22 protein-coding genes are annotated in these 24,929 nt (G+C 70.9%); 18 read left to right on the top strand and 4 right to left on the bottom strand.

Annotated elements, in window-relative coordinates; all coding sequences use genetic code 11:
- From HV826_RS16285 to HV826_RS16275, 3 genes are all read left to right on the top strand, one after another.
- Positions 1–606 (top strand): hypothetical protein (locus tag HV826_RS16285; protein WP_217918647.1); only part of this gene is annotated, 606 nt, incomplete at its 5' end.
- Positions 607–617: 11 nt separating this feature from the next.
- A complete protein-coding gene (locus HV826_RS16280) occupies positions 618–1,685 on the top strand; it encodes a calcium/sodium antiporter (protein WP_176417944.1) in 1,068 nt (355 codons plus the stop codon).
- Positions 1,686–1,973: 288 nt separating this feature from the next.
- Entirely contained in the window at positions 1,974–5,027 is a 3,054-nt protein-coding gene (locus HV826_RS16275) for a tetratricopeptide repeat-containing serine/threonine-protein kinase (protein WP_176417943.1), read from the top strand.
- Between the two features lie 62 nt (positions 5,028–5,089).
- Here the strand turns inward: HV826_RS16275 and HV826_RS16270 are convergent, their stop codons facing one another.
- On the bottom strand, positions 5,090–5,623 hold the full coding sequence (locus HV826_RS16270) for a hypothetical protein (protein WP_176417942.1): 534 nt from the start codon (positions 5,621–5,623) through the stop codon (positions 5,090–5,092).
- A 154-nt stretch (positions 5,624–5,777) separates the two neighbouring features.
- Here HV826_RS16270 and HV826_RS16265 point away from each other — a divergent pair, with 154 nt between their 5' ends.
- The 10 genes from HV826_RS16265 (at position 5,778) to HV826_RS16225 (ending at position 12,926) form a co-directional block, all read left to right on the top strand.
- Positions 5,778–6,266: an RNA polymerase sigma factor gene (locus HV826_RS16265; protein WP_176417941.1), complete on the top strand. Its 489-nt coding sequence runs from the start codon at positions 5,778–5,780 to the stop codon at positions 6,264–6,266.
- The gene (locus tag HV826_RS16260) at positions 6,263–6,589 is read left to right on the top strand and encodes an anti-sigma factor (RefSeq protein WP_176417940.1); all 327 of its coding nucleotides are present in this window, start codon (positions 6,263–6,265) and stop codon (positions 6,587–6,589) included. Before HV826_RS16265 ends, HV826_RS16260 begins: the two co-directional genes overlap by 4 nt.
- 79 nt (positions 6,590–6,668) lie before the next feature.
- Positions 6,669–6,998 (top strand): hypothetical protein, encoded by a 330-nt coding sequence (locus tag HV826_RS16255; RefSeq protein WP_176417939.1) that lies wholly within the window; start codon positions 6,669–6,671, stop codon positions 6,996–6,998.
- A gap of 54 nt (positions 6,999–7,052) precedes the next feature.
- On the top strand, positions 7,053–8,111 hold the full coding sequence (gene cheB / locus HV826_RS16250; RefSeq protein ID WP_176417938.1) for a chemotaxis-specific protein-glutamate methyltransferase CheB: 1,059 nt from the start codon (positions 7,053–7,055) through the stop codon (positions 8,109–8,111).
- Positions 8,112–8,117: 6 nt separating this feature from the next.
- Positions 8,118–9,416, top strand: coding sequence for a CheR family methyltransferase (locus HV826_RS16245; protein WP_176417937.1), 1,299 nt, complete (start codon positions 8,118–8,120; stop codon positions 9,414–9,416).
- An 87-nt stretch (positions 9,417–9,503) separates the two neighbouring features.
- On the top strand, positions 9,504–10,346 hold the full coding sequence (locus tag HV826_RS16240) for a tetratricopeptide repeat protein (RefSeq protein ID WP_176417936.1): 843 nt from the start codon (positions 9,504–9,506) through the stop codon (positions 10,344–10,346).
- Positions 10,343–10,477 carry a hypothetical protein gene (locus tag HV826_RS37250; protein WP_255207846.1) on the top strand — a complete coding sequence of 45 codons (135 nt, stop codon included), beginning with the start codon at positions 10,343–10,345 and terminating at the stop codon, positions 10,475–10,477. Before HV826_RS16240 ends, HV826_RS37250 begins: the two co-directional genes overlap by 4 nt.
- Before the next feature lie 72 nt (positions 10,478–10,549).
- Positions 10,550–11,488, top strand: coding sequence for a 5'-nucleotidase (locus tag HV826_RS16235; RefSeq protein ID WP_176417935.1), 939 nt, complete (start codon positions 10,550–10,552; stop codon positions 11,486–11,488).
- Positions 11,489–11,599: 111 nt separating this feature from the next.
- Complete coding sequence (rpmE, locus tag HV826_RS16230; protein ID WP_176417934.1) at positions 11,600–11,821, top strand: 50S ribosomal protein L31; 222 nt, start codon at positions 11,600–11,602, stop codon at positions 11,819–11,821.
- Positions 11,822–12,041: 220 nt separating this feature from the next.
- Complete coding sequence (locus HV826_RS16225) at positions 12,042–12,926, top strand: site-specific DNA-methyltransferase (RefSeq protein WP_176417933.1); 885 nt, start codon at positions 12,042–12,044, stop codon at positions 12,924–12,926.
- Positions 12,927–12,946: 20 nt separating this feature from the next.
- Here HV826_RS16225 and HV826_RS16220 read toward each other — a convergent pair whose 3' ends face one another.
- A complete protein-coding gene (locus HV826_RS16220; RefSeq protein WP_176417932.1) occupies positions 12,947–14,701 on the bottom strand; it encodes a M1 family metallopeptidase in 1,755 nt (584 codons plus the stop codon).
- A 127-nt stretch (positions 14,702–14,828) separates the two neighbouring features.
- Here HV826_RS16220 and HV826_RS16215 point away from each other — a divergent pair, with 127 nt between their 5' ends.
- Together HV826_RS16215 and HV826_RS16210 are read left to right on the top strand one after the other, a co-directional pair.
- Positions 14,829–17,207 (top strand): 3-hydroxyacyl-CoA dehydrogenase/enoyl-CoA hydratase family protein, encoded by a 2,379-nt coding sequence (locus HV826_RS16215; RefSeq protein ID WP_176417931.1) that lies wholly within the window; start codon positions 14,829–14,831, stop codon positions 17,205–17,207.
- A 79-nt stretch (positions 17,208–17,286) separates the two neighbouring features.
- Complete coding sequence (locus tag HV826_RS16210) at positions 17,287–18,459, top strand: thiolase family protein (RefSeq protein ID WP_176417930.1); 1,173 nt, start codon at positions 17,287–17,289, stop codon at positions 18,457–18,459.
- A gap of 74 nt (positions 18,460–18,533) precedes the next feature.
- Here the strand turns inward: HV826_RS16210 and HV826_RS16205 are convergent, their stop codons facing one another.
- Positions 18,534–20,378, bottom strand: a complete 1,845-nt coding sequence (locus HV826_RS16205; protein ID WP_176417929.1) for a MutS-related protein — start codon at positions 20,376–20,378, stop codon at positions 18,534–18,536.
- 156 nt (positions 20,379–20,534) lie between these two features.
- Here HV826_RS16205 and HV826_RS16200 point away from each other — a divergent pair, with 156 nt between their 5' ends.
- Positions 20,535–21,629, top strand: coding sequence for a VWA domain-containing protein (locus HV826_RS16200; RefSeq protein WP_176417928.1), 1,095 nt, complete (start codon positions 20,535–20,537; stop codon positions 21,627–21,629).
- A 13-nt stretch (positions 21,630–21,642) separates the two neighbouring features.
- Here the strand turns inward: HV826_RS16200 and HV826_RS16195 are convergent, their stop codons facing one another.
- Entirely contained in the window at positions 21,643–23,364 is a 1,722-nt protein-coding gene (locus HV826_RS16195) for a HEAT repeat domain-containing protein (protein WP_176417927.1), read from the bottom strand.
- 156 nt (positions 23,365–23,520) lie between these two features.
- Between HV826_RS16195 and HV826_RS16190 the strand changes: the two genes are divergently transcribed.
- Complete coding sequence (locus HV826_RS16190) at positions 23,521–24,291, top strand: metallophosphoesterase (RefSeq protein ID WP_176417926.1); 771 nt, start codon at positions 23,521–23,523, stop codon at positions 24,289–24,291.
- Complete coding sequence (locus tag HV826_RS16185; protein WP_176417925.1) at positions 24,291–24,887, top strand: hypothetical protein; 597 nt, start codon at positions 24,291–24,293, stop codon at positions 24,885–24,887. Before HV826_RS16190 ends, HV826_RS16185 begins: the two co-directional genes overlap by 1 nt.
- Positions 24,888–24,929 lie beyond the last annotated feature (42 nt).

The raw sequence follows: 24,929 nt of genomic DNA, 5'->3' as shown, positions 1-24,929 counted from the left end.
CCGCTGACGGGAGGGGCGCTGGCGAAGGCGGCGCTGAAGGACGCGGGGGCCGGCCCGGCGGTGTCGCTGGCCTTGTCGGTGGCGGCCGTGGGCAGCACGCTCGTCCTGGCCCGCTTCCTGTGGCTGGTGCCGCGCCCGGAGGAGGGCCGCCACGCGCACGGCGGGCCGGGGCTGTGGGGGCCCTGGGCGGCGCTCACCGTGCTGGCCTTCGCGGCGGTGTGGGGGCTGGCGCCGGACACGGCGGTGGCCAAGGTGCTGTCGGGGAGCGGGGCCTGGGCGGCGCTGTGGCCGGTGCTGGCCGGGAGCGCGGTGGCGGGGGCGCTCTGGCGCTGGCGGCCGCGCGACGGGTGGTGGCTGCCGGAGGTTCCCACGGGCGACGTGGCGCTGGTGCTGCTCCGCGCGGGCGCGTGGCTGCGGGACGTGGGGCGCAGGCTCCCGCTGGCGCGACCACGGGTTCAGGGGCGCGTGCGCTTCGCGAAGACGCGGGGCCTGGCCCGGGGGCCTTGGGTGGAGGCCGTGGAGGCGCGGCTGGGGGCCTGGAGCACGCTGGGGCTGGCGCTGCTGGTCCTCGTGGGGCTGTACGTGGTCCTGCTGGCCACGGGCTGAAGGGGGCACGCATGAGCGCGTGGCAGGGGGTGCTGTTCGTGGTGGGGCTGGGGTTGCTGGTGGGCGGAGCGGAGTTGCTGGTGAGGGGCGCGTCGGGCCTGGCCCTGGCGCTGGGCATCTCCCCGCTGGTGGTGGGGCTGACGGTGGTGGCGCTCGGCACCAGCGCGCCGGAGCTGGCGGTGACCCTCGCCGCGAGCCTGCGCGGGCAGCCGGACCTGGCGCTGGGCAACGTGGTGGGCAGCAACATCTGCAACGTGCTGCTCATCCTCGGGGTGTCCGCGCTGGTGACGCCGCTGGTGGTGGTGCGGCAGTTGGTGTGGCGCGAGGTGCCCCTGATGGTGGGCGTGTCCGGGGCGCTGTTGCTGATGTGCCTGGATGGCCGGGTGTCGCGCCTGGACGGCGCGGTGCTGGTGGCCGGGGGCGTGGGCTACACGGCGTGGACGGTGGTGGCCAGCCGGCGTGAGCGGCGCCAGGCGCCGGGCGCGGAGGCAGCGGCCCCCCGCGGGCCCATATGGCTGGACGTGCTCTTCGTCGCGGCGGGCCTGGCGCTGCTGGTGCTGGGCTCGCGGTGGCTGGTGGCCGGCGCGGTGGCGTTCGCCCGGGTGCTGGGGGTGAGCGAGCTGGTCATCGGCTTGACGCTCATCGCCGGCGGCACGTCCCTGCCGGAGGTGGCCACCTCCCTCCTCGCCGCCATGCGGGGGGAGCGGGACATCGCCGTGGGCAACGTGGTGGGCAGCAACATCTTCAACGTCCTGGCGGTGCTGGGCTTCTGCGCCACCGTGGCGCCCGGCGGGGTGGCGGCGGCGGACGCGGTGGTGAGCTTCGACCTGCCGGTGATGCTGGCCGTGGCCGTCGCGTGCCTTCCCATCTTCCGCACCGGCCACGTCATCAGCCGGTGGGAGGGCGGCGTCTTCTTCGCCTACTACGTGGCCTATACCGCCTACCTGGTCCTGGACGCCCAGCAGCACGACGCCCTGCACGGCTTCACGCGCGTCATGGGGTGGTTCGTGCTGCCCCTCACCGCGCTCACGCTCGCCATCCTCCTGGCGCGAGGACTGCGTCGGCCTCGGCCGGCCTGATCGCGCAGCGCAGATGCGCTGCGCGAGGGAGCCGCCTCGGTGCGCTCCGCCCTCCCGCCTCCTCAAAAGCGCCCCATCCCTCTCAGGCGCTTGCGCACTTTCACCGTCAGCCGGGTCTTTCGGGTGAAGCACCGCAGAAGACGCCTCCCCGGTGCGGCTCCCCCCCGCGCACCGGGGATGCAACCTCATGGCCTGCGCCACCCGGCACTCGCGGAGGACTGATACGCTTTGCGCCACCGGAGGGCCTGCATCGCAACTCGGCCCTGGGGGACGGGGAGCCAGGAACGGATGAGCACGCCAGTCCAGCCGCCCCGGTCCGAAGACGACATCGACGTCCTGACTCCTCCCGCCACGCCTCGGCCGGCCGAGTCGTCGCTGGAGCCGCTGCCCTCGCGCCTCGCTCCGGGCACGCTCGTCGCCGAGCGGTACACCGTGCTGCGGCCGCTCGGCGAGGGAGGCATGGGCGTGGTGCTCGCCGCCTATGACGCGAGGCTGGACCGACGCGTGGCCCTCAAGCTGCTGCACGCCGGACAGGGGGCGCACACGACGGCCCAGACGCGCCTGCTGCGAGAGGCCCGGGCGATGGCGCGGTTGTCCCACCCCCATGTGGTGGCCGTCTACGACGCCGGGACACTGGAGGATGGCCGCATCTTCATCGCCATGGAGTGCGTGGAGGGCCAGACGCTGCGCCAGTGGTGCCGGGAGCGGCAGCGCTCGTGGCGCGAGGTGCTGGAGGCCTTCCTGTCCGCGGGCCGCGGGCTGGCCGCCGCGCACGCCGCCCGGCTCGTCCACCGGGACTTCAAGCCGGAGAACGTGCTGGTGGGCCGCGACGGGCGCGTGCGCGTCACCGACTTCGGCGTGGTGCGGGATGAGTCCAGCGCGAGCACTTTGCCAGCCGGGCTCCCTGCGGACGGACAGCGCGCCGCCTGGAAGTCGCCCCTCACCGAGCCGGGAGACGTGCCCGGCACGCCGCGCTACCTGGCCCCCGAGCTGCTCCTGGGCCAGCCCGCCGACGCGCGCAGTGATGTGTTCGCCTTCTGCGTCGCCCTCTACGAAGCCCTCTTCCAGCAATACCCCTTCGCGGGCGACACCCCCGCGGAGCGACTCCAGGCCATGGCCGGGAGCCACCCGCTGCCGCCCCCCAGCCGCTCCGAGGTGCCCGCCTGGGTGGTGCGCGCGCTGAGACAGGGCCTGCAGCCGGACCCGCGCCTGCGTCCCTCCACCCTGGAGGCGCTGCTGCAGGCCCTCACCCGCAGCCCGGCGAAAACACGCCTGCGCTGGCTGGCCGTGGGCGCCTGCGCTGCGGCCGTGCTGGGCGCCGGCATCTCGGCTACGGCCCTCTGGCGCCTGCGCGCCACCGAGCGCGCCCAGCTCTGCCAGGGCGCGCCCACCCACTTGGCGGGAGTGTGGGATGACTCCGCCCGCGCGCGCGTCCAGCGGGCCTTCGCCGCCACCGGCAAGCCCTACGTCCGCGACGTCTTCGAAGGCACGCGGCAGGTGCTGGACGCCTATGCCCACGAGTGGGCGGCGCAGCACCGCCAGGCCTGCGAGGCCACGCGCCTGCGCGGCGAACAATCCGAGCAGGTGCTCACCTTGCGAATGGCCTGCCTGGACCGGCGCAAGCAGCAGCTCGCCGCCCTGGGCGCGGTGCTGTCCCAGGCGGACGAGGCCACCGCCCAGCGCGCCGTCCAGGCCGCCGCGGGCTTGCCGGCGCTCTCCGACTGCGCGGACGTGGAGGGACTGCTGGCCGAGGTGACGCCGGCGCCCGAGTCGCTCCGGCCCGCCGTCACGGCCCTGCGCGAGGAACTGGACCGGGTGAGCGCCCTGCGGCTGGGCGGCCGCTACGAGCAGGCCACCGAAGAGGGCCAGGCCGCCGTGGCCCGGGCGCGCGCCCTGGGCCATGCCCCCACGCTCGCGGAGGCCCTGCTCGTCCTGGCCCGCGCCACGTCCAGCCTGCGGCCCCCCGAAGCCCGGCCCCTCTTCACCGAGGCGGCGCACACCGCGCTGGCCCACCGCCATGACCGTCTGGCCGTGGAAGCCAGCCTCTACTTCGCCCAGTCCCTGTTCACCTCTGGCCTCACGGAGCAGGCGCAGTGGTGGCACGCCCAGGCCGCGGCGCTCCTCCCAAGACTCACCGCCCCGCTGCAGCTCGAGGCGCTGCTCGAGGCCACCCGGAGCTCCGGGCAGATAAGGCTGGGCCAGAGCGTGCTCGCGCTCGAGTCGCTGCGGCGCACCGCGCTGCTGCTGGAGCGGGCCTACGGCCCCCGCGACTACCGCCTGGCGCTCGCCGAAGGCAACCTGGCGCTGGCGCTGGCGAAGGCGGGCCGCGGGGTGGAGGGGACGCACCACCTGGAGCGCGTGGCGACCACCCTGGAGCGGCTGCTGGGCCCCCGGCACCCCACGTCGCTCGTGGCCTTGCTGAACCTGACGGACCAGTACAGGGAGGGGGGCCGGCTCGTGGACGCGCGCCGCGTGCTCGAGCAGGCCACCACCGCCTTTCCCGACGCCTATCCTCCGGAGTCCCTGTCCCAGGTCACCCTCCACCTGGTCAGCTCCAGCCTGCTGCTCGCCGAGGGCCGCTACGAGGAGGCGCTCGCCCGGGCCGAACAGGCCCTGGGGCTGGTCGAGCGGCTGGGGGCGCGGCAGAGCGACCGTCATCCTCACGCGCAGTTCAACCAGGCCAGGGCCCTGGTGATGCTGGGCCGCCACGCCGAGGCGCTTCCCATCCTGACGCGTGCCCTCACCCGGTTCGAGGCCTTGAGCAGTCCGGAAGACGGCTCATTGAGCCTGCGCTGGGAGGCCCTGGCGGACTGCCACGATGCCTGGGGCCGCCACGCCGAGGCGCTGCGTGCCCGCGAGCGCGCGCTGGAGGTCGCCACCCGGGCGGAGGGCGGCGGCCCCTTGACGGCGCGGGCACACGGGTTTCGCGCGGCCACCCTGCTGCGGCTGGGCAGGCCCGCCGAGGCGCTGGAAGAGGCCCGGCAAAGCCACCCCCTGTTGGTGGAGTCCCAGGGCGCGCTGTCTCCGCAGGCGTCCGACGCGCTGCGGGTGCAGGGCGAGGCCCTGCTGGCGCTGGGCCTCGCCTCCCAGGCCCTGCCCCTGCTGGAGCAGGCGCTGCGGCTCGCGGAGCGCTCGGGCGTGGACCCGAATCTCCAAGCCGCGCGGCGCCTCCTGCTCGCCCGTGGACTTCAGGCGGCCAGGCAGGAGCCGAATCACGTGGCCCGGTTGCTGGCGGATGCGCGGGAGGACTACGCCCGCGCGGCCCATCCGGACAGGGCCGGACAGGCCGCGCTGGAGCGCTGGCGAGGCGCCCGCATGGACACGCGGGCCGACCGTCCATGAGCCCCTCCGCCCGCGCTTGCCGGGCGGGCGGGGCCTATCGAGGCCCTGGCCGCCGGAGGGCTTCAGTACTGATACGTCGGATAGAGATACAGCGGATTCTGCTCAAAGGCAGTCGCCACCATCCGGTACGCGCCAGGGCCACCGGAGCCGAGTGGGATGTGGAAGCCGTGGTTGGGATTGCCACCACACAGCTGCCCGACAGCGGGGTCGCGAGGACGGTTGGCCGCGCCCGTGCCCACCGGAACCCAGCCCTGGTAGTAGCCCGCGTAGCGCTGGATGGAGATGTTGTAGATCTTGCCCGGATAGTACGGCGTACATGCCCAGCCGGTGGCGTAGAGCTGGGAAGTGTGGATGACATCAAAGGCGCCCCGCGACTCGCAATGAGGGCAGGCGCCCGTGACGTCCTGACGCACCTGTCCCGTCTCATCCACGGTGAAGTACACCTCCTGCTGCTCTCCGTCGACGGGGAGTCCCGCCTCGGTGGGCAGCCCTTCATCCTGCACCTCCTGCGCCTCCTGTACGTCCATGCCTCCGCACGCGGCCAGGACCATTGTCACTGTCACCCACGTCAGGCTCCTCATCTTCAGATGAATCATGCTCTTGCTCCTTGGGGTGTCCGGGGATTTGTCTGGGTCAGGCGGGCGCCTCGCCCTTCCGTCCTGGGAAACACGGCAGCGAGCCAAAGTGAGCAAGACTTTTTCAGCGCAACTCTCATGAAGCAGCACCGCGCGAGGGCTATAGAGGTGCGCCATGTCCAACAAACGGTGGATGGAGCTGTACCAGGCCTACGGCCCGCTCATCTACGCGAAGTGCCGCAAGATCCTGGCGGACGACGCGGCCGCCGAGGATGCCTCGCAGGAGACCTTCATCCGGGCCTACACGCACCTGGACAAGGTGAAGAGCTCGAGCGAGGCGCTCCCCTGGATATACCGAATCGCGACGCACTACTGTCTCAACGAGCTGCGCAATGGCAAGCAGAAGGCCGAGCCAGTCGGGGAGCTGCCGGACTCGCCTGGAGCGCACGCCGAGGAGACCTTTGGCAGTCGCGACTTCCTGATACGTTTGATGGAGCGCGTGCCGGAGTCGGTGCGGGTGGTGGCGTGGCTGCACCACATGGAAGGCCTGAACCAGGTGCAGGTCGCCCAGGTGCTCGGCGTCTCCCGCCGCACTGTCGTCTACCGGCTGGCCACGCTGGCCGAGGCCGCCACCCGGCTGCGGGATGAAAGGACGCATCGATGAGCCTGCCCGAGCACTCCCACCTGTCGGGACTCACCCTGGACGCGCTGTTGCTCGGAGGACTCCCTGACGCGGAGGAGAAGGCCGCCCGGGCGCACCTGGAGCAGTGTCCGGGCTGTGCCCGCCGCCTGGAGGAGACGCACACCTCCACCGAGCACTTCCGGCGCGAGGTGCAGCCGCGCACCCTGGAGCAGCTGCGCAGGCGGCTGGAGCAGTCCGCGCCCGCGGCCCCACCCTGGCGCCGGCGTGCCGTGCTCACGGCGCTCCTCGTCGCGGGCGCGGCGGCGGCCATGCTGGCGCGAGTGGGGGGCTGCGGCAGCCCCTGACCCCGGAGGGCCGCGGGCGTCGCTGCTGCTGGCGGTGAGTGTCAGGGGCGCTGCCGCGGCCACCTTGCCGCCTGGAGACGTGCGGCAGCTCGGTCTGCGCGAACGGGCGCGCATCTCCTCCGTCCTCCAGGCCGCCCCGCACCTGGAGGACCTGCCCCTCTCCAGCCACACCTCGCCAGGGCACACGCTCCCGTCAGCCTCCCACGGGCTCCTCGGGGGCCCTGCGAGCCCGGGGAACTCGGGCCGCTTCGGCCACCTCACGGGGGGGCTCCCGGGGGGCCTCCTCACTACCCGTGGGGGAGAGGAGGACCGGCGGAGGGGGTTTGCGGACGGGGTGGACGGCTCCATCCCCCAGGGCGACCTGATGCGCCGGGGCCTGGTGACGGGGGTGTGGCGACTGCTGGGCTGACAGGCCCCTGCATTGGCTATACTCCCGGGCTCGCGCACGGGGTATGGACAGGGCATGGGCAAGAAAGTGTCGGTGCTGGTGGTCGATGACTCCCTCATCTGCCGACAGCTCATCTGCGAGGCGCTGAGCAAGGACCCCGATATCGAAGTCGTGGGCACCTGCGCGGACGGCAAGCAGGCCGTGGAGATGACCAAGGAGCTGCGTCCCCACGTCATCACCATGGACGTGGACATGCCCGTCATGGACGGGCTCACGGCCACCGAGCACATCATGGCCGAGTGCCCCACGCCCATCCTGGTGCTCACGGCCGACCCGCGCTCCCAGGCGCCGGAGTTGACGTACCGCGCGCTGGATCTGGGCGCGCTCGCCCTCCAAATCAAGCCCGCCATCGACGCCGGGCCGGACGCGTGGAACCTGGTCCGCGAAATCCGGCTGCTGTCCTCGGTGCGCGTCATCCGCCACCTGCGTCGGCCTCAGCGCGGGCCGCTGCCGCCGCCTCGGGTGGCCACGTCGGTGCTGCCCGCGGTGTCCATGGGCGTGGTGGTGGTGGCGGCGAGCACGGGCGGGCCCCAGGTGCTCTTCAAGATGCTGTCGGAGCTGCCGGCGGACTTCCCGGCGCCCATCGTCATCGTCCAGCACATCAACGCCGCCTTCGCGGAGTCCCTGGCGGGGTGGCTGGCCGGGGCCAGCAAGCTGAAGGTGCGGCTGGCGCAGGACGGAGAGCCGCTGATGCCGGGGCACGTCCTCATCGCTCCGCCGGGGCAGCACACCGTCATCCCCTTCCGGGGGCGGGTCGGGCTCAAGCCAGGCGTGGAGCGGGACGGGCACATGCCGTCCGGCACGGTGTTGCTGGAGAGCGCCGCCCGCACCTATGGCCGGCGCGCGGTGGGCCTGGTGCTGACGGGCATGGGCGGGGACGGCGCGGAAGGCCTGCTGGCCATCAAGCAGGCGGGTGGACTGGCGGTGGCGCAGAACGAGGAGTCCTGCGTGGTGTTCGGCATGCCGGGCACGGCGGTGGAGCGCAAGGCGGTGGACCACCTCATCCACGGTGACGATGTCGCGGCGACGTTGGTGCGGCTGGCGCGGGGAGAGTCCCTCGCGGTGGGGCGCTGAGCCCGGGTGGCTGACGGCGCGCCATGGGCCGGAGTGCGCGCCTTCCTGTCGGCGCGGACGGGGATGGCCCTGAGTGGCCCCCAGGTCCGTCGGCTGGATGAGCGGCTGGCGGCGCGCAGCCAGGGCCTCACGCCGCACCAGTACCTGATGTTCCTCCAGTCCCCGTCGGGCGTGACGGACCTGGAGGACCTCATCGCCACGGTGGTGGTGAACAAGACGGACCTCTTCCGCGACGAGGTGCAGCTCGCCGCGTTCCGAGCGCAGGTCCTCACCCCCCTGGTGACGCGGAATCGGCGGCCCCTGCGCGTCTGGAGCGCGGGCTGCGCCACGGGCGAGGAGGTGGCCACGCTGCTCGTCCTGCTCGCGGAGGCAGGGGCCGACCCGGACAGCACGGTGCTGGGGACGGACATCGCCGGGGATACCCTGCGCCGCGCGCGGTGGCTGGCCTACAGCCGGGAGCAGCTCCGCCGCGTCCCACCCGAGCTGCGCTCAAGGTACTTCGTCCGCTCCGGCGCGAGAGACGCCCTGGCGCCCGCGTTGAGGGAGCGCGCGAGCTTCCAGTGTCACAACCTGATGGAGTCGCCGTATCCGGTGGCGCCAGGGGGGGGCGGCTTCGACGTCATCTTCTGCCGCAACGTCCTCATCTACTTCACCGAGGAGGCCTTCCAGCGCACCGTGGAGGCGCTCGCGCGGAGCCTGGCGCCCGGCGGCGTGTTGGTGCTGTCCGCGTCCGAGCCGCTGCTCCGGGTTCCGCCAACGCTGCGGGTGCAGCGCGGCGAGCAGGCCTTCTTCTACGTCCGGCCGGAGGAAGGGGCCTCCGAGGCACCGGCTGCCCAGCACACCTGGAGCGGCGCTGCGGCTCCTCCGAAGAAGCGTGGCACGCCCGTGCCCCCTGCGCGTGCCCACCAGGGGCTTGCTGTCCCGGCGCTCATGGACGCGGGGGGGGCCCGGGGGCCCGTGGCCGCCACGCCCGAGCCCGGCCCGGAGGCCCGCGCGGAGGCGGACCTCCTCTTCGCCTGCGTGCTGGATGGCGCCGCCTCGGGGGTCTCAGACGCCGTGGCGGAGCGCGACCTGCGTCGCTGCCTGACGTTGGATCCGGACCACGCGGCCGCCCGGTATCTGCTCGGGCTGCTCCTGGAGCAGTGCCGACGCACCGCCGAGGCGGCCTCCGAGTACCGCCGGGCCTTCCAGGCCCTGGAGTCGGGCCGTTCACGCCCCGTGGCCTTCTTCCTCAACCCCGACCGCCTCCGGGTGGCCTGCGCGCACGCTGCCGAGCGGCTGGAGTTTTCCGTCCGGACGAGGTGACCGGCCAGCCAGGCAGGCCCGGCGGGCGCCCTGACCAGGCGAGAGAAGTCCGGACGGGCAGGGCGTTTGCGCCTAAGATGGCGCCCGATGCGAAGCTTGGCGCTGATATCCCTGCTGGCCCTCCCTGGTTGCTTCTATCCCGCTGACCGCGGCCGCGCCCTCGAGGCGAAGGTCGACCGGCTCGGCACCGACTCCGCCCAGATTCAGACGGAGCTGAAGGAGACACGCGAGCAGCTCGCCGCCACGCTCCCGAAAATCGACGAGAAGGTCGCGGAGGTCACCAAGGCCCTCAAGGGGCTGGACACCGCGGCGCGCCGCAAGGACGCGGACATCGGCGTGCAGTTCCAGAAGACGGTCGAGGACCTCGCCCAGCTTCGAGGCCAGGTGGAGACGTACCTCCACAAAATCACCGAGCTGGAGACGGCGCTGGCCGCGCAGGACCAGAAGCTGCTCGCCATGCAGGGCGAGGCGGCGCTGAAGGAGGCCGAGGCGAAGAAGAAGGCCGAGGAGCTCAAGCGCCCCACGGACAAGAAGGCGTTTTTGGCGCTCGCCAAGGAGAAGGCCAAGGCCGGCGACGTGCTGCTGGCGCGCCAGCTCTACAACGAGTTCATGAAGAAGTGGTCCAAGGACCCGCTGGTGGGTGACGCCCACTTCGGCCTCGGTGAGACGTACTTCTCCGAGTCCAAGTGCCGCGAGGCCCTCTTCGAGTACGGCAAGGTGCTGCAGGACTTCCCGAAGGCGGAGTCCGCGCCGGAGTCGTACCTGCGCTCGTCGGACTGCTTCGCGCAGCTGAAGATGAAGGAGGAGTCGCGGCTGGCGCTGGAGGAGCTCATCAAGAGCTACCCGAAGTCCGCCGAGGCGAAGACGGCCAAGGCGCGCATCGCCGACATGGACAAGAAGGCGGCGCCCGCCAAGAAGGCCAGGAAGTGAGCCCGCGTCCGGTGAAGCTGGCCGCGCTGGCGCTGCTGCTCCTGCTGCCCCTGGTGGCGGGCGCGGCGCCCAGGCAGCTCGTCCTCCTCTTCACCGGAGACAATGGGGGCGAAGTCGCCCCCTGTGGTTGACGGCACAACCCCTCTGGCGGTCTGGCCAGACGAAAAGTCGCGATTGAGAAGGAGCGCGAGCAGGGCGCGCCGGTGCTCGTGCTGGACGCTGGCAATGCGCTCTTCAAGAGCCGGGACAGCGCGCAGGCGCCGGACGCCCGAGCGCGCGCGGAGCTCGTGCTGTCGCAGATGGACGCGCAGGGCACCGCGGCCATGGCCGTGGGCGCGAGGGACCTCGGGCTCGGCGTGGGCTTCCTCCGGAAGCAGACGCGGCGGGCGAAGCTGAAGGTCCTGTCGGCGAACCTCGTGGACGCCCAGGGCAAGCTGCTGTTCCCCGCCTCGCTGGTGACGACGGTGGGCGGCGTGAAGGTGGGCGTGGTGGGCGTCTCTCCCGCCATGGCCAGACCCACGCCGGTGGGGCTCGCCGTTCCGGGACAGGCCCAGGAACACGTGCGGGGCCTGCCGGCGCGGCCCGCCGTGGCCGCCGAGGTGAAGCGCCTGCGTGAGAAGTCGAAGGTGGCGCTGGTGGTGGTGCTCGCGGCGGTGCCCCACGCGGAGGCGCTCCAGCTGGCCGACCAGGTGGAGGGCGTGGACTTCGTGGTGCAATCCCACGAAGGTCGGGGCCAGGGCATCGCCCAGCGGCAGGCCCAGGCCACGGTGATTCCCTCCGGGGCCCGGGGCCGCGAGCTGGCGAAGCTGGTGCTCCAGTTGGAGGGGACGGGCCGCTTCGCGGACGCCTCCGTGCAGGAGCGTACCCGGCAGCAGCTGCGCCTGCTCGAAGGCAACCTCACCCGGGCGAAGGCGCGGCTGGCGGGCACCCAGGCCCCGGCGGAGCAGCGGCCCCTGGAGGAGACGATTGCCCGCCTGGAGGCCACGCGAGCCGCCTACCAGAAAGCGCTGTCCGGCGGCGCAACGGACGCCGGGCGCACGCATCTATTGTCGTACATCCAGCTCGGCAGTGACGTCCCGGCGGATCCGGCCGTCCAGAAATGGGTGGAACGCGTCGAGCCTCCTGGCTCGGCGGCCCATTGAGCCGTGCTGGCCTTGTGAACCGGCCCAAGCGCCATTATAAGCGCCGGCCATCCCTCAGCGCCGGACCTCCCACCCGCGGGCGGGTGGGGGCAAGGCATACTGGAGAGCGCCATGAAGTCCGACATCCATCCCGTCTACCCCCCGGCTCGCGTGAACTGCGCGTGCGGTCACAGCGTGGAGACGAAGTCCACCCGCGGCTCGTTCTCGGTGGAAATCTGCTCGAACTGCCACCCCTTCTTCACGGGCAAGTACAAGCTCGTGGACACGGCCGGCCGCATCGACCGCTTCCGCAAGAAGTACGGCGCGTCGCCGACCTCCGCCAAGAAGGCGTAGGCCGCGGGGGCCTCTCATGGGCCCCGCCACAGTCCAGGCAGTCCCCGTCGAGCAGGGTGTCGGAGGGCCTCCAAGAGAGGCGCTCCCGCCCTGCTCGCGGCGCTTCTACGGCCTGAACCACCCGTCAAGTTTCAGGGTGCTACAGGCCAGAAATTAGACGTAGCACCGAAGCGACCGCACAGTCCGCCGCGTCCACGACGAAGAGTCCGACGGAGGCGAGATGTCCGCGCACGCTGCAGCAGCCCCTTCCCTGAAAGTCGTCCGCCGTTCGCTCAACGAGAGCGTCTACGCGAAAGGGGAGGCCTATACGCTGCTGCACGGCGACAGCCTGGCGCTGATGTCGCAGTTCGAGCCCCAGACGTTCGACATGATCTTCGCCGACCCGCCGTACTTCCTCTCCAACGGCGGCACCACGTGCAAGGGCGGCAAGCGCGTCTCGGTAGCCAAGGGCGGCTGGGACGTGTCGCGCGGCGTGGAGGAGGACCACCAGTTCACCACCGAGTGGCTCGCGGCCTGCCAGCGCCTGCTCAAGCCCACCGGCACGCTGTGGGTGAGCGGCACCCAGCACGTCATCTTCAACGTCGGCTTCGCGATGCAGAAGCTCGGCTACAAGCTGCTCAACACCGTCACCTGGTTCAAGCCCAACGCGAGCCCCAACCTGGCGTGCCGCTACTTCACGCACTCCACGGAGTTGCTCATCTGGGCCTCGCCGAAGTCCGGCGGCAAGCTGCAGCACACGTTCAACTACGCGCGCATGAAGGCGGAGAACGGCGGCAAGCAGATGCGCGACGCCTGGGCGCTGCCGCCCTCCGGTGACGCGGAGCTGACGGCGGACGGCGAGGGCCGGCTGTGGACGCTCGCCGTCCCGCGCGGCGGCGAGGAGAAGGCCTTCGGCAGCCACCCCACGCAGAAGCCGGTGGCGCTGCTGGAGCGCATCCTGGAGGCGAGCTGCCCCCCGGACGCGCTGGTGCTGGACCCCTTCAACGGCAGCGGCACCTCGGGCGTGGCGGCCCTCAAGCTGGGCCACCGCTACGTGGGCATCGACATGGACGAGAACTACCTCGCCCTGTCGGAGAAGCGCCTGAGCGCGGCGGCGTCGAAGTAGTCCCGCCCCGCGCGCCGTCCTCAGGCGCGCGACAGGATGAGCTCCACGCCCTGGCGGGCGATGGGGTGGTAGCGCTCCCCGTGCTTCTTGAAGAGCGCGCGCGCCAGTGCCCGGTGCGCGTGCGACGCGGAGAGCACCCCGTACAGCGGCTTGAGGTACTTCATCCGGCCCACCTCCCCGAGGAACGTCTCGGTGCGGGCCACGGCCGGCTCCCAGCCCGCGCGCAGCGCCGACACCAGCCACGCCACCAGCACCTCCGAGTTGCGGCTCTGGGTGAGGCTGAAGCGCGAATCGAGCTGCTGGAAGACGTCCCGCGGCGTCTGCTGGGGCAGTGACTCCAGGTAGAGCTGCCACTCGGCCGGCGTCCAGTCCTTCGCCTGCTCCAGCGTGGGCACCTTGCCGCGCAGCGCGTCCATGGCCTCCAGCCTCAGCGAGCGCGGTGACGGCGCCCCCGGGGGGACGCCGGGCCGGTGCAGGTACGCCTCGGCGTCCACCTTCGTCAGCACCCCGGGCAGCTCCTTCTCCGCGAAGGCGACGAACTCCTCGGTGGTGAGCGCGCGGAAGCGGTAGGTGGCCAGGTAGCGGCGGAGGAACTCGTCGAAGGCGGGCCGCCCGGCCGCGTCCTCCATGGCGCGCAGCAGCAGGTAGCCCTTCTCGTAGGGAATCTGGGAGAAGGCCTCGTCCGGGTCCACGCCGGCCAGGTGCGTGCGCAGCGACGTGAGCTGCGGGTGCGCGCGGAAGTGCTGCAGCGCGGAGTCCAGCGCGCGGCGGCCCAGCGCGCCGTGCAGCGCCGACACTTCCGGACCGGCCAGGGCCTCCAGGATGCGGCGCTCGGCGAAGACGGTGAAGCCCTCGTTGAGCCAGAAGTGCTCCGCGGAGGCGTTCGTCACCAGGTTGCCCGTCCACGAGTGCGCCAGCTCGTGCGCCACCACGTTGACCAGGCTCTTGTCCCCGGTGATGAGCGTGGGCGTGAGGAACGTCAGGCGCGGGTTCTCCATGCCGCCGTAGGGGAACGAGGGCGGCATGGTGAGCAGATCGAAGCGCTCCCAGTCATAGGGCCCGAAGAGCGACTCGGCGGCGCGCAGCATGTCGTCCACGCCGGAGAACTCCTCCGCCGCGTCCTCCAGCAGCTCCGGCTCCGCCCACACCCGCGAGCGCGGTCCCAGCTCCTTCGGCGCCAGGCTGCCCACCGCGAAGGCGAGCAGGTAGGGCGGCACCGGCTGGGGCATCTCATAGTGCTCCTCCGCCTCCACGCCGTGCTCCTCGCGCCGCAGGAAGCTGGCGGCCATGACGGCCTTGAGCGCCTTGGGAATCCGCAGTGACGCCGTGTAGCGGATGCGGATGCGCGGCGTGTCCTGGAGCGGCACCACGCTTCGGGCGTGGATGGCCTGGCACTGGCTGTAGAGGAATGGGTGCTGCCCTCCGGCCGTCTGGGGGGGCGTCAGCCACTGGAGCGCGCTGGCGTGCGGCGCCGTGCGGTAGCGCACCGTGAACTGCCGCAGCCCCGGCGGCAGCTCGATGCGCAGCCGGCTGCCGAGAATCGGCTCGGAAGGGGAGAGGATGTAGGGTAAGGGGCGACCCGCGGCGTCGACGACGTCACGGATTTCCAGATCCCGGGTATCCAGGTCCAGCGGCCCGGCCGAGGCTTCCTTGAGGGTGTGGGTGACCTCCGCGTGGAGCCGCTGCGTCTTGAAATCGACGCGGGCCCTCCAGTCCAGGGTTTCCGTCTCAGGCTGCGTGCTGTCGTTGTACGAGTGCGGGTCGAGGCGCGCCATGGAGGGTCGGTTTCTAGTCGGCTTGTCCTCTGGTGGCGAGCGCCCTGGCCGTCCGATCCGATTGACTTTCGGGTCAATCGCCTACATTTGTGCAGTCCCCTCCTTCCCAACAGGGAGCCTTTCCCACATGACGACGCGGATCCGAAAAGTGGCTGTGCTGGGCGCCGGAGTAATGGGCAGCGGCATCGCCGCGCACCTGGCCAACTCGGGCGTGCGTGCGCTCCTCCTGGACATCGTTCCGCCCAAGGCCGCGCCGGGCGAGGACACCTCCTCGAAGGCGTTTCGCAACAAGTTTGCCCAGGGCGCGCTGGCCAACCTGCGCAAGCAGAAGCCCAGCCCCATCGTCTCCGCGGAGGTGTTCACCAACATCGAGGTGGGCAACTTCGACGACGACCTGCCCCGCATCGCCGAGTGCGACTGGGTGGTGGAGGTGGTGAAGGAGGACCTGAAGATCAAGCAGGACCTGTTCGCCAAGGTGGAGAAGCTCGCCCGCCCGGGCACCATCATCTCGTCCAACACCTCCGGCATGTCGATTGTGGGCATGACCGAGGGCCGCGGCGCGGACTTCAAGAAGAACTTCCTCGTCACGCACTTCTTCAACCCGGTCCGCTACATGAAGCTGCTGGAGTTGGTGGCCGGCAAGGACACGGACCCGGAGGTGCTCAAGACGCTGCACCGCTTCGGCGAAGAGGTGCTGGGCAAGGGCATCGTCTACGGCAAGGACACGACCAACTTCATCGCGAACCGCATTGGCGTGTACGGGATGATGCGGACCATCGCCGCCATGGACAAGGCGGAGCTGTCCATCGAAGAGGTGGACAAGATTTTTGGCCCGGCCATGGGCCGCCCCAAGTCCGCCGTCTTCCGCACCGCGGACATCGTGGGCCTGGACACGTTCACCCACGTGGCGAAGAACTGCTACGACACGCTGACGCACGACGAAGAGCGTGACGTGTTCGCCAGCCCGGCGTTCCTCCAGAAGATGGTGGAGAAGAACATGCTGGGCGACAAGAGCGGCGGCGGCTTCTACAAGAAGCAGGGCAAGGAGATCCTCGCGCTCGACCTGAAGTCGCTGGAGTACCGGCCGCAGGCGAAGGTGCGCTACGAGTCGCTGGGCGCCGCGCGGGACATCGAGGACGTGCGCGAGCGCGTGGCCTCGGTGATGAACGCCGAGGACAAGGCGGCGAAGTTCGCCGAGGGCGTCACCCTGGACGTGCTGGCCTACACCAGCCGCCGCATCCCGGAGATCGCCGACGACGTGGTCAACGTGGACCGCGGCGTGCGCTGGGGCTTCGGGTGGGATTTGGGGCCCTTCGAGGTCTGGGACGCCTACGGCGTGAAGAAGGGCGTGGAGCGGATGAAGGCCCTGGGCCTGAAGCCGGCCGCGTGGGTGGAGGAGATGCTGGCCGCGGGCCGCGCGTCCTTCTACGGCGTGGAGAAGGGCAAGGACACGTACTGGGACATCCCGTCCAAGTCCGTGAAGGTGGTGCCGGAGAACGCCCGCACGCAGCGCGTGGAGTACCTCAAGCGCGGCAACAAGAAGATCGCCGGCAACGACGGGGCCACGCTGTGGGACATGGGCGACGGCGCGACGCTGCTCGAGTTCCACACGAAGATGAACTCCATCGATGACCAGATCATCGAGATGATGAACACCGCGCTGGACGAGACGGAGAAGAACCACAAGGGGCTCGTCATCGGGAACGACGGCTCCAACTTCTCCGCGGGCGCGAACATCGTGGCGCTGCTGTGGGCGGCCAAGAGCGGCGAGTTCGAGTCCATCCGCAAGCTGGTGACGGGCTTCCAGGCCGTCAATCAGCGCATGCGCTACAGCCCGGTGCCGGTGGTGACGGCGCCCTTCAACCTCACGCTCGGCGGCGGCGCCGAGGTGACGATGGGCGGCAACGCCATCCAGGCCAGCGCCGAGCTGTACATGGGCCTGGTGGAGGTGGGCGTGGGCCTCATCCCGGGCGGCGGCGGCAACATGCAGCTCTTGCGCAACGTGTACGGCCCCTTCGGCACGGACAAGGACTTCGACTTCTTCCCCTTCCTGAAGAAGATCTTCCTCACCATCGGCATGGCGAAGGTCGCCACCAGCGCCGAGGAGGCCCGTGAGAGCGGCTTCCTGACGCAGGCGGACGGCATCAGCGCCAACCGTGACTTCCTGCTGTCCGACGCGAAGGCCCGCGTGCTGGGCATGGCGGACGCTGGCTTCAAGGCGCCCCGTCCCTCGCGCTTCCGCCTGCCGGGCACCAGCGGCGCGGCCACCATCGACATGATGCTCTACGACATGGAGCTCAACGGCCAGGTGAGCGCGCACGACCGGAAGATCGCCAAGAAGCTGGCGACCGTGCTCACGGGTGGCAACACCAGCTCGTCGCTGCTGGTGACCGAAGAGCGCTTGCTGGAGCTGGAGGCGGAGGCCTTCCTGAGCCTGTGCGGCGAGGAGAAGACCCAGGACCGCCTGCAGCACATGATCGAGAAGGGCAAGCCGCTGCGGAACTGACGGCCGGCCAGTATCCATAGGCTACTGAACCTGAGATTCGCTGAATGCCCGGGTGCTCCCCGGGCAAGGAGACATCAAAATGGCTGGTCGAGTCGTGATTGCCAGCGCGGTCCGCACGCCCTTCACCCGCGCCCACAAGGGAGAGTTCAAGGACACCCGGCCGGATACCCTGGCCGCCATCGCCATCAAGGAAGCCGTTGCCCAGGTCCCCGGCCTGAAGCCGGAGGACATCGGTGACGTCGTCCTGGGCTGTGCCATGCCGGAGGCCGAGCAGGGCATGAACGTGGCCCGCGTGGCCACGCTGCTGGCGGGCCTGCCCGTCACGGTGCCCGCGATGACCATCAACCGGTTCTGTTCCTCCGGTTCGCAGGCCATCGCCCAGGTGGCCCAGGCCATCCAGGCGGGGATGTACGACGTGGGCATCGGTGGTGGCACCGAGTCCATGACGATGGTCCCCATGGGCGGCAACAAGGCGAGCGCCAACCCCGAGGTCATGGAGCGCCTGCCGGAGATCTACACCTCCATGGGCGCCACCGCGGAGAACATCGCGTCGCGCTACGGCGTGTCGCGGGAGGACTCGGACAAGTTCGCCGCGGAGAGCCAGCGCCGCGCCGCCACCGCGCGCGAGCAGGGCAAGTTCAACGAGGAGATCGTCCCCGTCACCACGACGTACTACGACGACGACGGCGCGGCGAAGGAGGTCACCGTCACCGTGGACACCATCCTCCGCCCTGAGACGACGCAGGAGGGCCTGGCCAAGCTGCGCCCGGCCTTCAACCCCAAGGGCGTGGTGACGGCCGGCAACGCGTCGCCGCTGACGGACGGCGCCGCCGCCGCGGTGGTGATGAGCGAGGCCAAGGCGAAGGAGCTGGGCGTCAAGCCGCTGGGCTACTTCGTGGACGCCGCGGTGGCGGGCGTGCCCCCGGAAGTCATGGGCATTGGCCCGGTTCCCGCGGTCCGCAAGCTGCTGGAGAAGAACAAGCTCAAGGTCGAGGACATCGACGTCTTCGAGCTGAACGAGGCCTTCGGGGCGCAGGCGCTGTACTGCGTGCGCGAGCTGGGCATCCCCGCCGACAAGGTGAACCCCAACGGCGGCGCCATCGCCCTGGGGCACCCGCTGGGCGTCTCCGGCGCGCGCATGGTGGCCACCATCCTGCGCGAGCTGAAGCGCCGCAACGGCCGCTACGGCGTCGTCTCCATGTGCATCGGCGGCGGCATGGGCTTCGCCGCCCTCATCGAGGCGCCCAAGTAGTCACCGCTTCGGCGTGAGCCTTGGATTCAAGCGCGGGCCTCGGGGGAAACCCCGGGGCCCGCGTCGTTGCTGGCTCAGCGCGCCGCCGCGGCTTCGTCCGGGTCGTCCACCGGCACGCCGGCCAGGCGCAGCACGCGCAGGGCGTTGGTGGTGTCCACCACGCCCTGGCGCAGCTTGTAGTCGAACAGCATCTTCCCGGCCTCCAGGTGGTCCCGGAAGTGGACGTTGACGACGTGCGCTCCCGGCTCATCCGCGAGCACCGCCAGGGACAGGTCATGCGTCGTCACCGCGCCAATGGCGCCGGTGCCCAGCAGCAGGCGCAGCACCTCGCGCGAGGCAATCTGCCGCTCGCGGGTGTTCGTCCCCAGGAGGATTTCGTCCAGGAGGAACAGCACCTGCCCGTGCGCGGCCCGCGCCGCGTCCAGCACCGCCTTGATGCGCTGCACCTCCGCGTAGAAGTAGGAGACGCCGCGCTCCAGCGAGTCCTTCACCCGCATGCTGGTGAGCGTCTGGAGCGGTGACAGGCGGAAGTGCTTCGCGCTCACCGGCGCGCCGGCCAACGCCAGCACCACGTTGGCGCCCACCGCGCGCATCAGCGTCGTCTTGCCGCTCATGTTGGAGCCGGTGATGAGCAGCGCGTGCCGGGGGCCGGGCAGGGACACGTCGTTGGGCACCGGCGCGTCCAGCAGCGGGTGGCCCAGCGCCGTGGCCTCCACGCAGGGGCCACTGGCCGCCATGACGGGCCAGGTGAAGTCCGGCCTGTCGTGAGCGAGCCCCGCGACGCAGGACAGGGCCTCCAGTTCAGCCAGGGCCTCGAACCACTGGCGCAGTTGCTTGCCGTGGGCCTCGCGCCAGCGCTCCAGCGCGAAGTGCGCGTGGATGTCCCAGAGCGTGAGCCAGTGAATCAGCGGGTGGAACTGGTGGCGCTTGAACTCGATGAAGGAGAACAGCCGGCTGAAGCGCTTGAAGTGCTCGGACACGGGCGGCTGGCCGGGCTGCTGGAGGCCGGACTGGAGCGTCTTCAAGCGCGGGTGCTCGAAGCGCTGGGCCTCCACGCGCTCGAAGATGGGGGCGTAGCGCACGAAGCCGCGCTCACCCACCTCCACGCCTTCGTCCATGACCTTCAGCGGGCGGCGGGTGATGACGGCCACGCCCAGCTGCGCGGCCAGCCCTACCCAGAAGGCCGACTCCGGCAGCACCTCGAGCTTGCCCAGGACGTAGACGGCCAGCGTCACCAGGGGCAGCACCACCGCCACCGGCCGGGCCCAGCGGATGGCGTTCAGCTGCGGCCCCAGCTCCGCCCACTGGATGAACAGCGCCGGGTCCGCCTTCTCGCGCGAGGCGTCCCGCGCGTCCACGCAGAGGTCCTGGCGGAAGTCCAGGTTGGGCGCCAGCTCGCGCGCGGCGCCCTGCCTGGCTTCGACCTCCTGGGCGGACGCGGGGGCGGAGAGCCACGCCGCCAGCCGCTCCTCTCCGGAGCGCGTGGCCGTCTCGTTGAGGAGCTGGAAGAGGCTGCCCTGGCCGAAGACGTCCAGGTCCGGGGTGTACAGGTGGCTGGGGGACAGGAAGCGCTCCCCGCGCTCGGTGAAGTCGTGCCAGCCGGGCCCCAGCCGCGCCAGCCCGCGCTCATTGAGCGTCACGTACAGCTTCGCTCGGGCCTCGCGGCGGAAGACCTGGTGGTGGAGGATGGCGAGCACGCCGTAGAGCACCAGCGCGGCGGCGCTGGCCCACCACCACACCTTGGGCAGACGCCCCGCCAGCACGAAGCCCGCGACGCCGGCCGCGGCCAGGAAGGCGAGTGTTCGTAGATTGGCGTAGCGGGCGCTCACGCGGTCCAGGGCGGTCAGCTCCGCCTGCGCGGCGGCGCGGCGCTCGGTGTACGTACGATGCGGGGATGGGGGCTCGGCGGTGGCGGACACGATGGGCACGCATGCTGCGGTCGCGCGGCGTCCAGGGCAAGCGGCAGGTGCAATCGCGTGACGACGGGTCGACGAAGGCCCCGTTTCCAGGCCCGATTCATGTCAGACCCGGCGCGTAGATTTGCCCTTGTCGGCGGTCACGAGGGGGGCACCGGAATGAGCACGTCAGTCATTGATAACCGCGTCGAAATCGTCTTCAGCTTTGACACCACCGGCAGCATGTATCCGTGCCTGGCGCAGGTGCGCAAGAAGCTGCGGGGCACGGTGTCCCGGTTGATGAAGGAGATTCCGGGCATCCGCATCGGCATCATCGCCCACGGGGACTACTGCGACGCGGGCTCCACGTATGTCACCAAGCTGCTGGACCTGACGGACGACGAGAGCGCCGTCGTCCGCTTCGTGGACCGCGTTGAGCAGACGGGCGGGGGCGACGCGCCCGAATGCTACGAGTTCGTGCTGCGTCAGGCGCAAAGCCTGTCCTGGACGGTGGGCTACACGCGGGCGTTGGTCTTGATTGGCGACGACGTGCCCCACGGGCCTTCGCACAATCCCCACCAGCTGGATTGGCGCGAGGAGGTGGCCGCGCTGGGTCGGATGGGCGTGCCGGTGTATGGCGTGCAAGCCCTGGCGCGCCGCCACGCGACGGCCTTCTACAAGGAGCTGGCGGAGAAGTCGGGCGGCTTCCACCTGCGCCTGGACCAGTTCGCCCACGTCACCGACCTGCTGCTGGCCGTCTGCTACAAGCAGTCCTCGGACGCGCAGCTCCAGTCGTTTGAGCAGGAAGTGGTGCGCGAGGGCCGCATGAGCCGCGGCCTCGACGTGATGTTCAGCACCATGCTCCAGCGCACGGCGCCGCCCCTCCATGGCGAGGCGGACCTTCGCGCGGTGCCCCCGGGCCGCTTCCAGGTGCTGGATGTGGACCGGACCCAACCCATCAAGGACTTCGTTCAGGAGAACGGCCTGGGCTTCAAGACGGGGCGGGGCTTCTACGAGTTCACCAAGACGGAGACCATCCAGGGCCGCAAGGAAGTGGTGCTCATGGACCGCAAGACGGGTGACCTCTACAGCGGGGAGCGGGCCCGGGAGATGCTCGGACTGCCGCCCGGGGAGACGGTCCGCATCCGGCCCGCAAGCCTGGAGCAGTACGTCGTCTTCGTGCAGAGCACGTCGGCCAACCGGAAGCTGATGGGCGGCTCGAAGTTCCTCTACGAGGTCGAGGACTGGGAGGGGGCCCGGTCCGCCGCGGCGTAGCGCCCCTGGTGCGTCAGTGGCTGCCGCCCCTCCCTGAGTCCGCTTCGGTGGGCTGCCTGAAGTACAGGGTCCGTGGCGCGTCCGCGCCCGTGAGGACGTCCCGGGTCAGCTCCATGCGGAAGGCGCGCGGCGGACCCTTGGAGGCCGGTGGCTCGGGGGTGACGGTGAAGGCCGTGCTTCGCTCGGGCGCGCCCTCGGGGCGGATGTGGAGGTGGTCTCCGCTGGCGGTGTACTGGAAGACGTGGAGGTGGCTGGCGGTGTCCAGGTGCTCCAGGTGTCCACCTTCGTAGAAGTAGACGCGCTCCGTGGCGGGGTGGCGTTCGGGGGACGTCAGCCACTCGGCCACGCTCTGGCCTGTCCGCGCCGGGTCGAAGAGGCGGCGCTCGGCGGGGGAGGTCGCTTGCGTGAGGTTCTCTGCCGCGCCCTGCTGTTGTTCGAGCGCCGTGGCGAGCTCCTGAAGGACCGCTGAATCCCGTTCGGTGGCTTGATGGGCGCGCAGGGCTTGAAGGGCCTTTGTGCTGGAGTCGCGGCCCAGGGTTCGCACGGCCATCCGCCGGACCTCGGGGGCTGCGTCCTCAAGCGCGAGCAGAAGGGCGCGGTGGCCCACTGGCTGGCTGCTGTTCGCCAGGGCGAGGGCGATGGCCATCCGCACCTCGGCGTCGGGCTCGTCGCGCAGTCGCGCCATCAGCACAGGGGCTGCGTCCTGGGGCGCGGCATCCGAGGCCCAGGCGGAGACGGCGGCGTGCCTGACCCGAGGAGCCGCGTCCGTCAGCTCCTTGCGAAGGGCCTGCCAGGCCTCGGGCCCACCGAGCCTGCCCAACGCGGTGACGAGGTCCGCCCGTTCATCCTCGTCTCGCGTCCGGGCCAGTTGCTCCAGCAGGGAGTGTGTCGCTTGAGTGCAGCCGAGCTCCCCGGTGGCGCGGATGGCGCGTCTACGGAGTGACGACTCGGGCGCCTCCAGGAGCCGGGCAACGGGTTCGCACGCGCTGGCGTCACCACGCAGGACGAGCGCCTGGAGCACTTGTTCCCGGACCTGGGCTGTGGACGCCGCGGAGAGCAGCGGCACGAAGACGCTGGCAGGCACCTGCGGACGGCGGGACAGCGCGCGGAGGGCTTCGAGTCGCACGACGTCGGCGGCGTCCGTGAGGGCCTGCACGAGGAGTCCATTCATCGCCTCGCCTTCCCGCGCGAGCAGCGCCACGGCGGCGGCTCTCGTGGTGGCCTCCGAGGAGGCCAGGCCCAGGCGGGCCAGGGCCCCGGCTTCGGGGAGCCGCAGGCGTTGCGCGGTGGCGAGCGCGTTTCGCTTCTCCACCTCCGGCGCACGGTCGAAGCGCTCGCGAAAGAGGGCGCTCGCGGCCGTCGGGTCCATCCTCGCGAGCGAGTCCATGACCGCGAGCTGCACGGAGGGCTCGGCAGCGTTCAGGGCTTCCTGGAGGCCTCGCCAGTCCGCACCATCCCGCGAACGGGCCAGCGCCCGTGCCGCCATGGCCCGAACCGGTGCCGCTTCATCATGCAGCGCGAGCCGGGCCAGCGCATGGGCTTCGGGCGTGGCCAGCGCCTGAAGCGCGCGCAAGGCCGTGGTCTTCTCGGCAGGCGTGCCTGAGCGCAGCGCGTCCCTGGCGGTGAGCGGGAAGTCCACTCGCGCGCACAGCGCATCGAGGTCTTCCTGCGCGCTCCCGGAGGGCTTTCCAGCCGCCCACCGCAGCAGCTCCGATGTCGACAGAGGTGCGCTCACGACATCGCCGTCACACGCGAGGCGCGGTGGGCGCCGGTGGCATCCCGAGTCCCGTTCATATGGCGCGTGAGAATGGCTGCTCCTTGTCGCCGCGCGCTCCGAAATCCGGCGGCGCATTCCGTGGAAGCATCAGGAGGCCGACGTTAGCGTGCGTCCGTGCGCGTCTGGGTGACATTGCTGCTGGTGTGCGCGGGCTGTGGCGCCTTCGAGTTCCACCCCTATGAGCTCCGGGGGACCCACCGGGACTTGCATGCGCGCTCATTGGAGCGGCTGCTCGGAGCGGAGCCGAAGCAGGCCTTTCGCTTCGCGGTGGTGGGCGACATGCAGTTGTTCCTGGATGACTCCGCGGCGGCGATGCGGGACCTGGAGCAGCGCGGCGTCGACTTCGTGGTGCAGATGGGCGACCTGACGGAGTTCGGCAGCACGCAGGAGTACGAGTGGGGCGTCGAGCTGCTGTCCCGCTTGAAGGTCCCGTTCTTCGTGGTCATGGGCAACCATGACGCGCTGGGCATGGGGCAGAAGCTCTACCGGCGCACCTTCGGACCGGAGTCCTTCTCCTTCACGTATTCGGGCACCCGCTTCGTCTTCTTCGACTCCAACTCCCGCGAGTACGACTTCCCGGGCGACATCCCGGACCTGCAGTGGCTGAAGACGGCGCTCGCGCCGGAGCCCGCGGTGCACAACACCTTCACCTTCTCCCACGTGCCTCCAGGGAACGGGGACTTTGACGATGCGCTCGTCGAGCCCCTGGTGAAGCTCCAGCAGAGGCAGGGCGTCGCCATCTCGTTCCACGGCCACGTCCACCAGTACCACGACGTCCAGGCGCACGGTGTCCGGTACGTCACCACCGATTCGATGAAGGGCCGGAGCTACCTCTGGGTGGACGTCGATGGCGCCTCGGTGCAGGTGCGGAGGGCCACCTTCTGATGGCCGCGCCCGAGAGTCTCCAAGCCGCGCTGCTGGCGGCGCTGCTGTTGGCGGCGCGGGAGGCTCGGGCGGAGCCGGCGCACAACGCGTCACCCTGGTACGTGCCCGACCATGCGGCGATGCAGCTCGCGGGCTCCATCGGCTTTCTCTCCGTGGGGCCGGGCTGGAGCTTTCGCGACGACACCGTGGAGACCGCGCTGCTGGTGGGCTGGGCGCCGCCCGCGTTGGCGGGGGAGGACTTCTTCACCTTCACGCTGAAGGGACAGTGGCGGCCCTTCCGGCTCGACGCGGCGGGGTGGTCCGTCCGCCCGCTCATGGTGGGCGCGATGCTCAGCTACACGGTGGGCGACGACTACTTCGCGGGCCTGCCCAGCCGTTACGACCGGGGCTACTACTGGTTCCGCACCGCCCTCCGCCCCGCGCTGCTGCTGGGGGCCAGCGCGGGGCGCCCGGTGGAGGCGCTGAACCTGCGGCTCGTGGAGGGGTACTTCGAGCTCGTCGCCACCGACTACCGGCTGGTGCAGTTCGTCCGCAATCCCGCCACGGTGAATATCGAACTCTTCACGCTCGCTCTGGGCGTGAAGCTCCGGTTCTGAAGCGGCGCGTGCGAGCGCCGCCCCAGGGCCTGCGACGAGGTG

This window comes from Myxococcus sp. AM010, from assembly GCF_013372585.1.
Classification (GTDB): domain Bacteria; phylum Myxococcota; class Myxococcia; order Myxococcales; family Myxococcaceae; genus Myxococcus; species Myxococcus vastator.
The sequence above is the reverse complement of the archived record's forward strand: the minus strand, read 5'-3'. Positions and strand labels throughout refer to the sequence as shown.

Bases quoted from the DNA above. Each gene is read 5' to 3' on its own strand.
- HV826_RS16220 (WP_176417932.1), bottom strand. From the start codon at position 14,701: ATGGCGCGCCTCGACCCGCACTCGTACAACGACAGCACGCAGCCTGAG.
- HV826_RS16210 (WP_176417930.1), top strand. From the start codon at position 17,287: ATGGCTGGTCGAGTCGTGATTGCCAGCGCGGTCCGCACGCCCTTCACC.
- HV826_RS16240 (WP_176417936.1), top strand. From the start codon at position 9,504: ATGCGAAGCTTGGCGCTGATATCCCTGCTGGCCCTCCCTGGTTGCTTC.
- HV826_RS16200 (WP_176417928.1), top strand. From the start codon at position 20,535: ATGAGCACGTCAGTCATTGATAACCGCGTCGAAATCGTCTTCAGCTTT.
- HV826_RS16225 (WP_176417933.1), top strand. From the start codon at position 12,042: ATGTCCGCGCACGCTGCAGCAGCCCCTTCCCTGAAAGTCGTCCGCCGT.
- HV826_RS16275 (WP_176417943.1), top strand. From the start codon at position 1,974: ATGAGCACGCCAGTCCAGCCGCCCCGGTCCGAAGACGACATCGACGTC.
- HV826_RS16280 (WP_176417944.1), top strand. From the start codon at position 618: ATGAGCGCGTGGCAGGGGGTGCTGTTCGTGGTGGGGCTGGGGTTGCTG.
- HV826_RS16265 (WP_176417941.1), top strand. From the start codon at position 5,778: ATGTCCAACAAACGGTGGATGGAGCTGTACCAGGCCTACGGCCCGCTC.
- rpmE (WP_176417934.1), top strand. From the start codon at position 11,600: ATGAAGTCCGACATCCATCCCGTCTACCCCCCGGCTCGCGTGAACTGC.
- HV826_RS16270 (WP_176417942.1), bottom strand. From the start codon at position 5,623: ATGATTCATCTGAAGATGAGGAGCCTGACGTGGGTGACAGTGACAATG.
- HV826_RS16215 (WP_176417931.1), top strand. From the start codon at position 14,829: ATGACGACGCGGATCCGAAAAGTGGCTGTGCTGGGCGCCGGAGTAATG.
- HV826_RS16260 (WP_176417940.1), top strand. From the start codon at position 6,263: ATGAGCCTGCCCGAGCACTCCCACCTGTCGGGACTCACCCTGGACGCG.
- HV826_RS16185 (WP_176417925.1), top strand. From the start codon at position 24,291: ATGGCCGCGCCCGAGAGTCTCCAAGCCGCGCTGCTGGCGGCGCTGCTG.
- cheB (WP_176417938.1), top strand. From the start codon at position 7,053: ATGGGCAAGAAAGTGTCGGTGCTGGTGGTCGATGACTCCCTCATCTGC.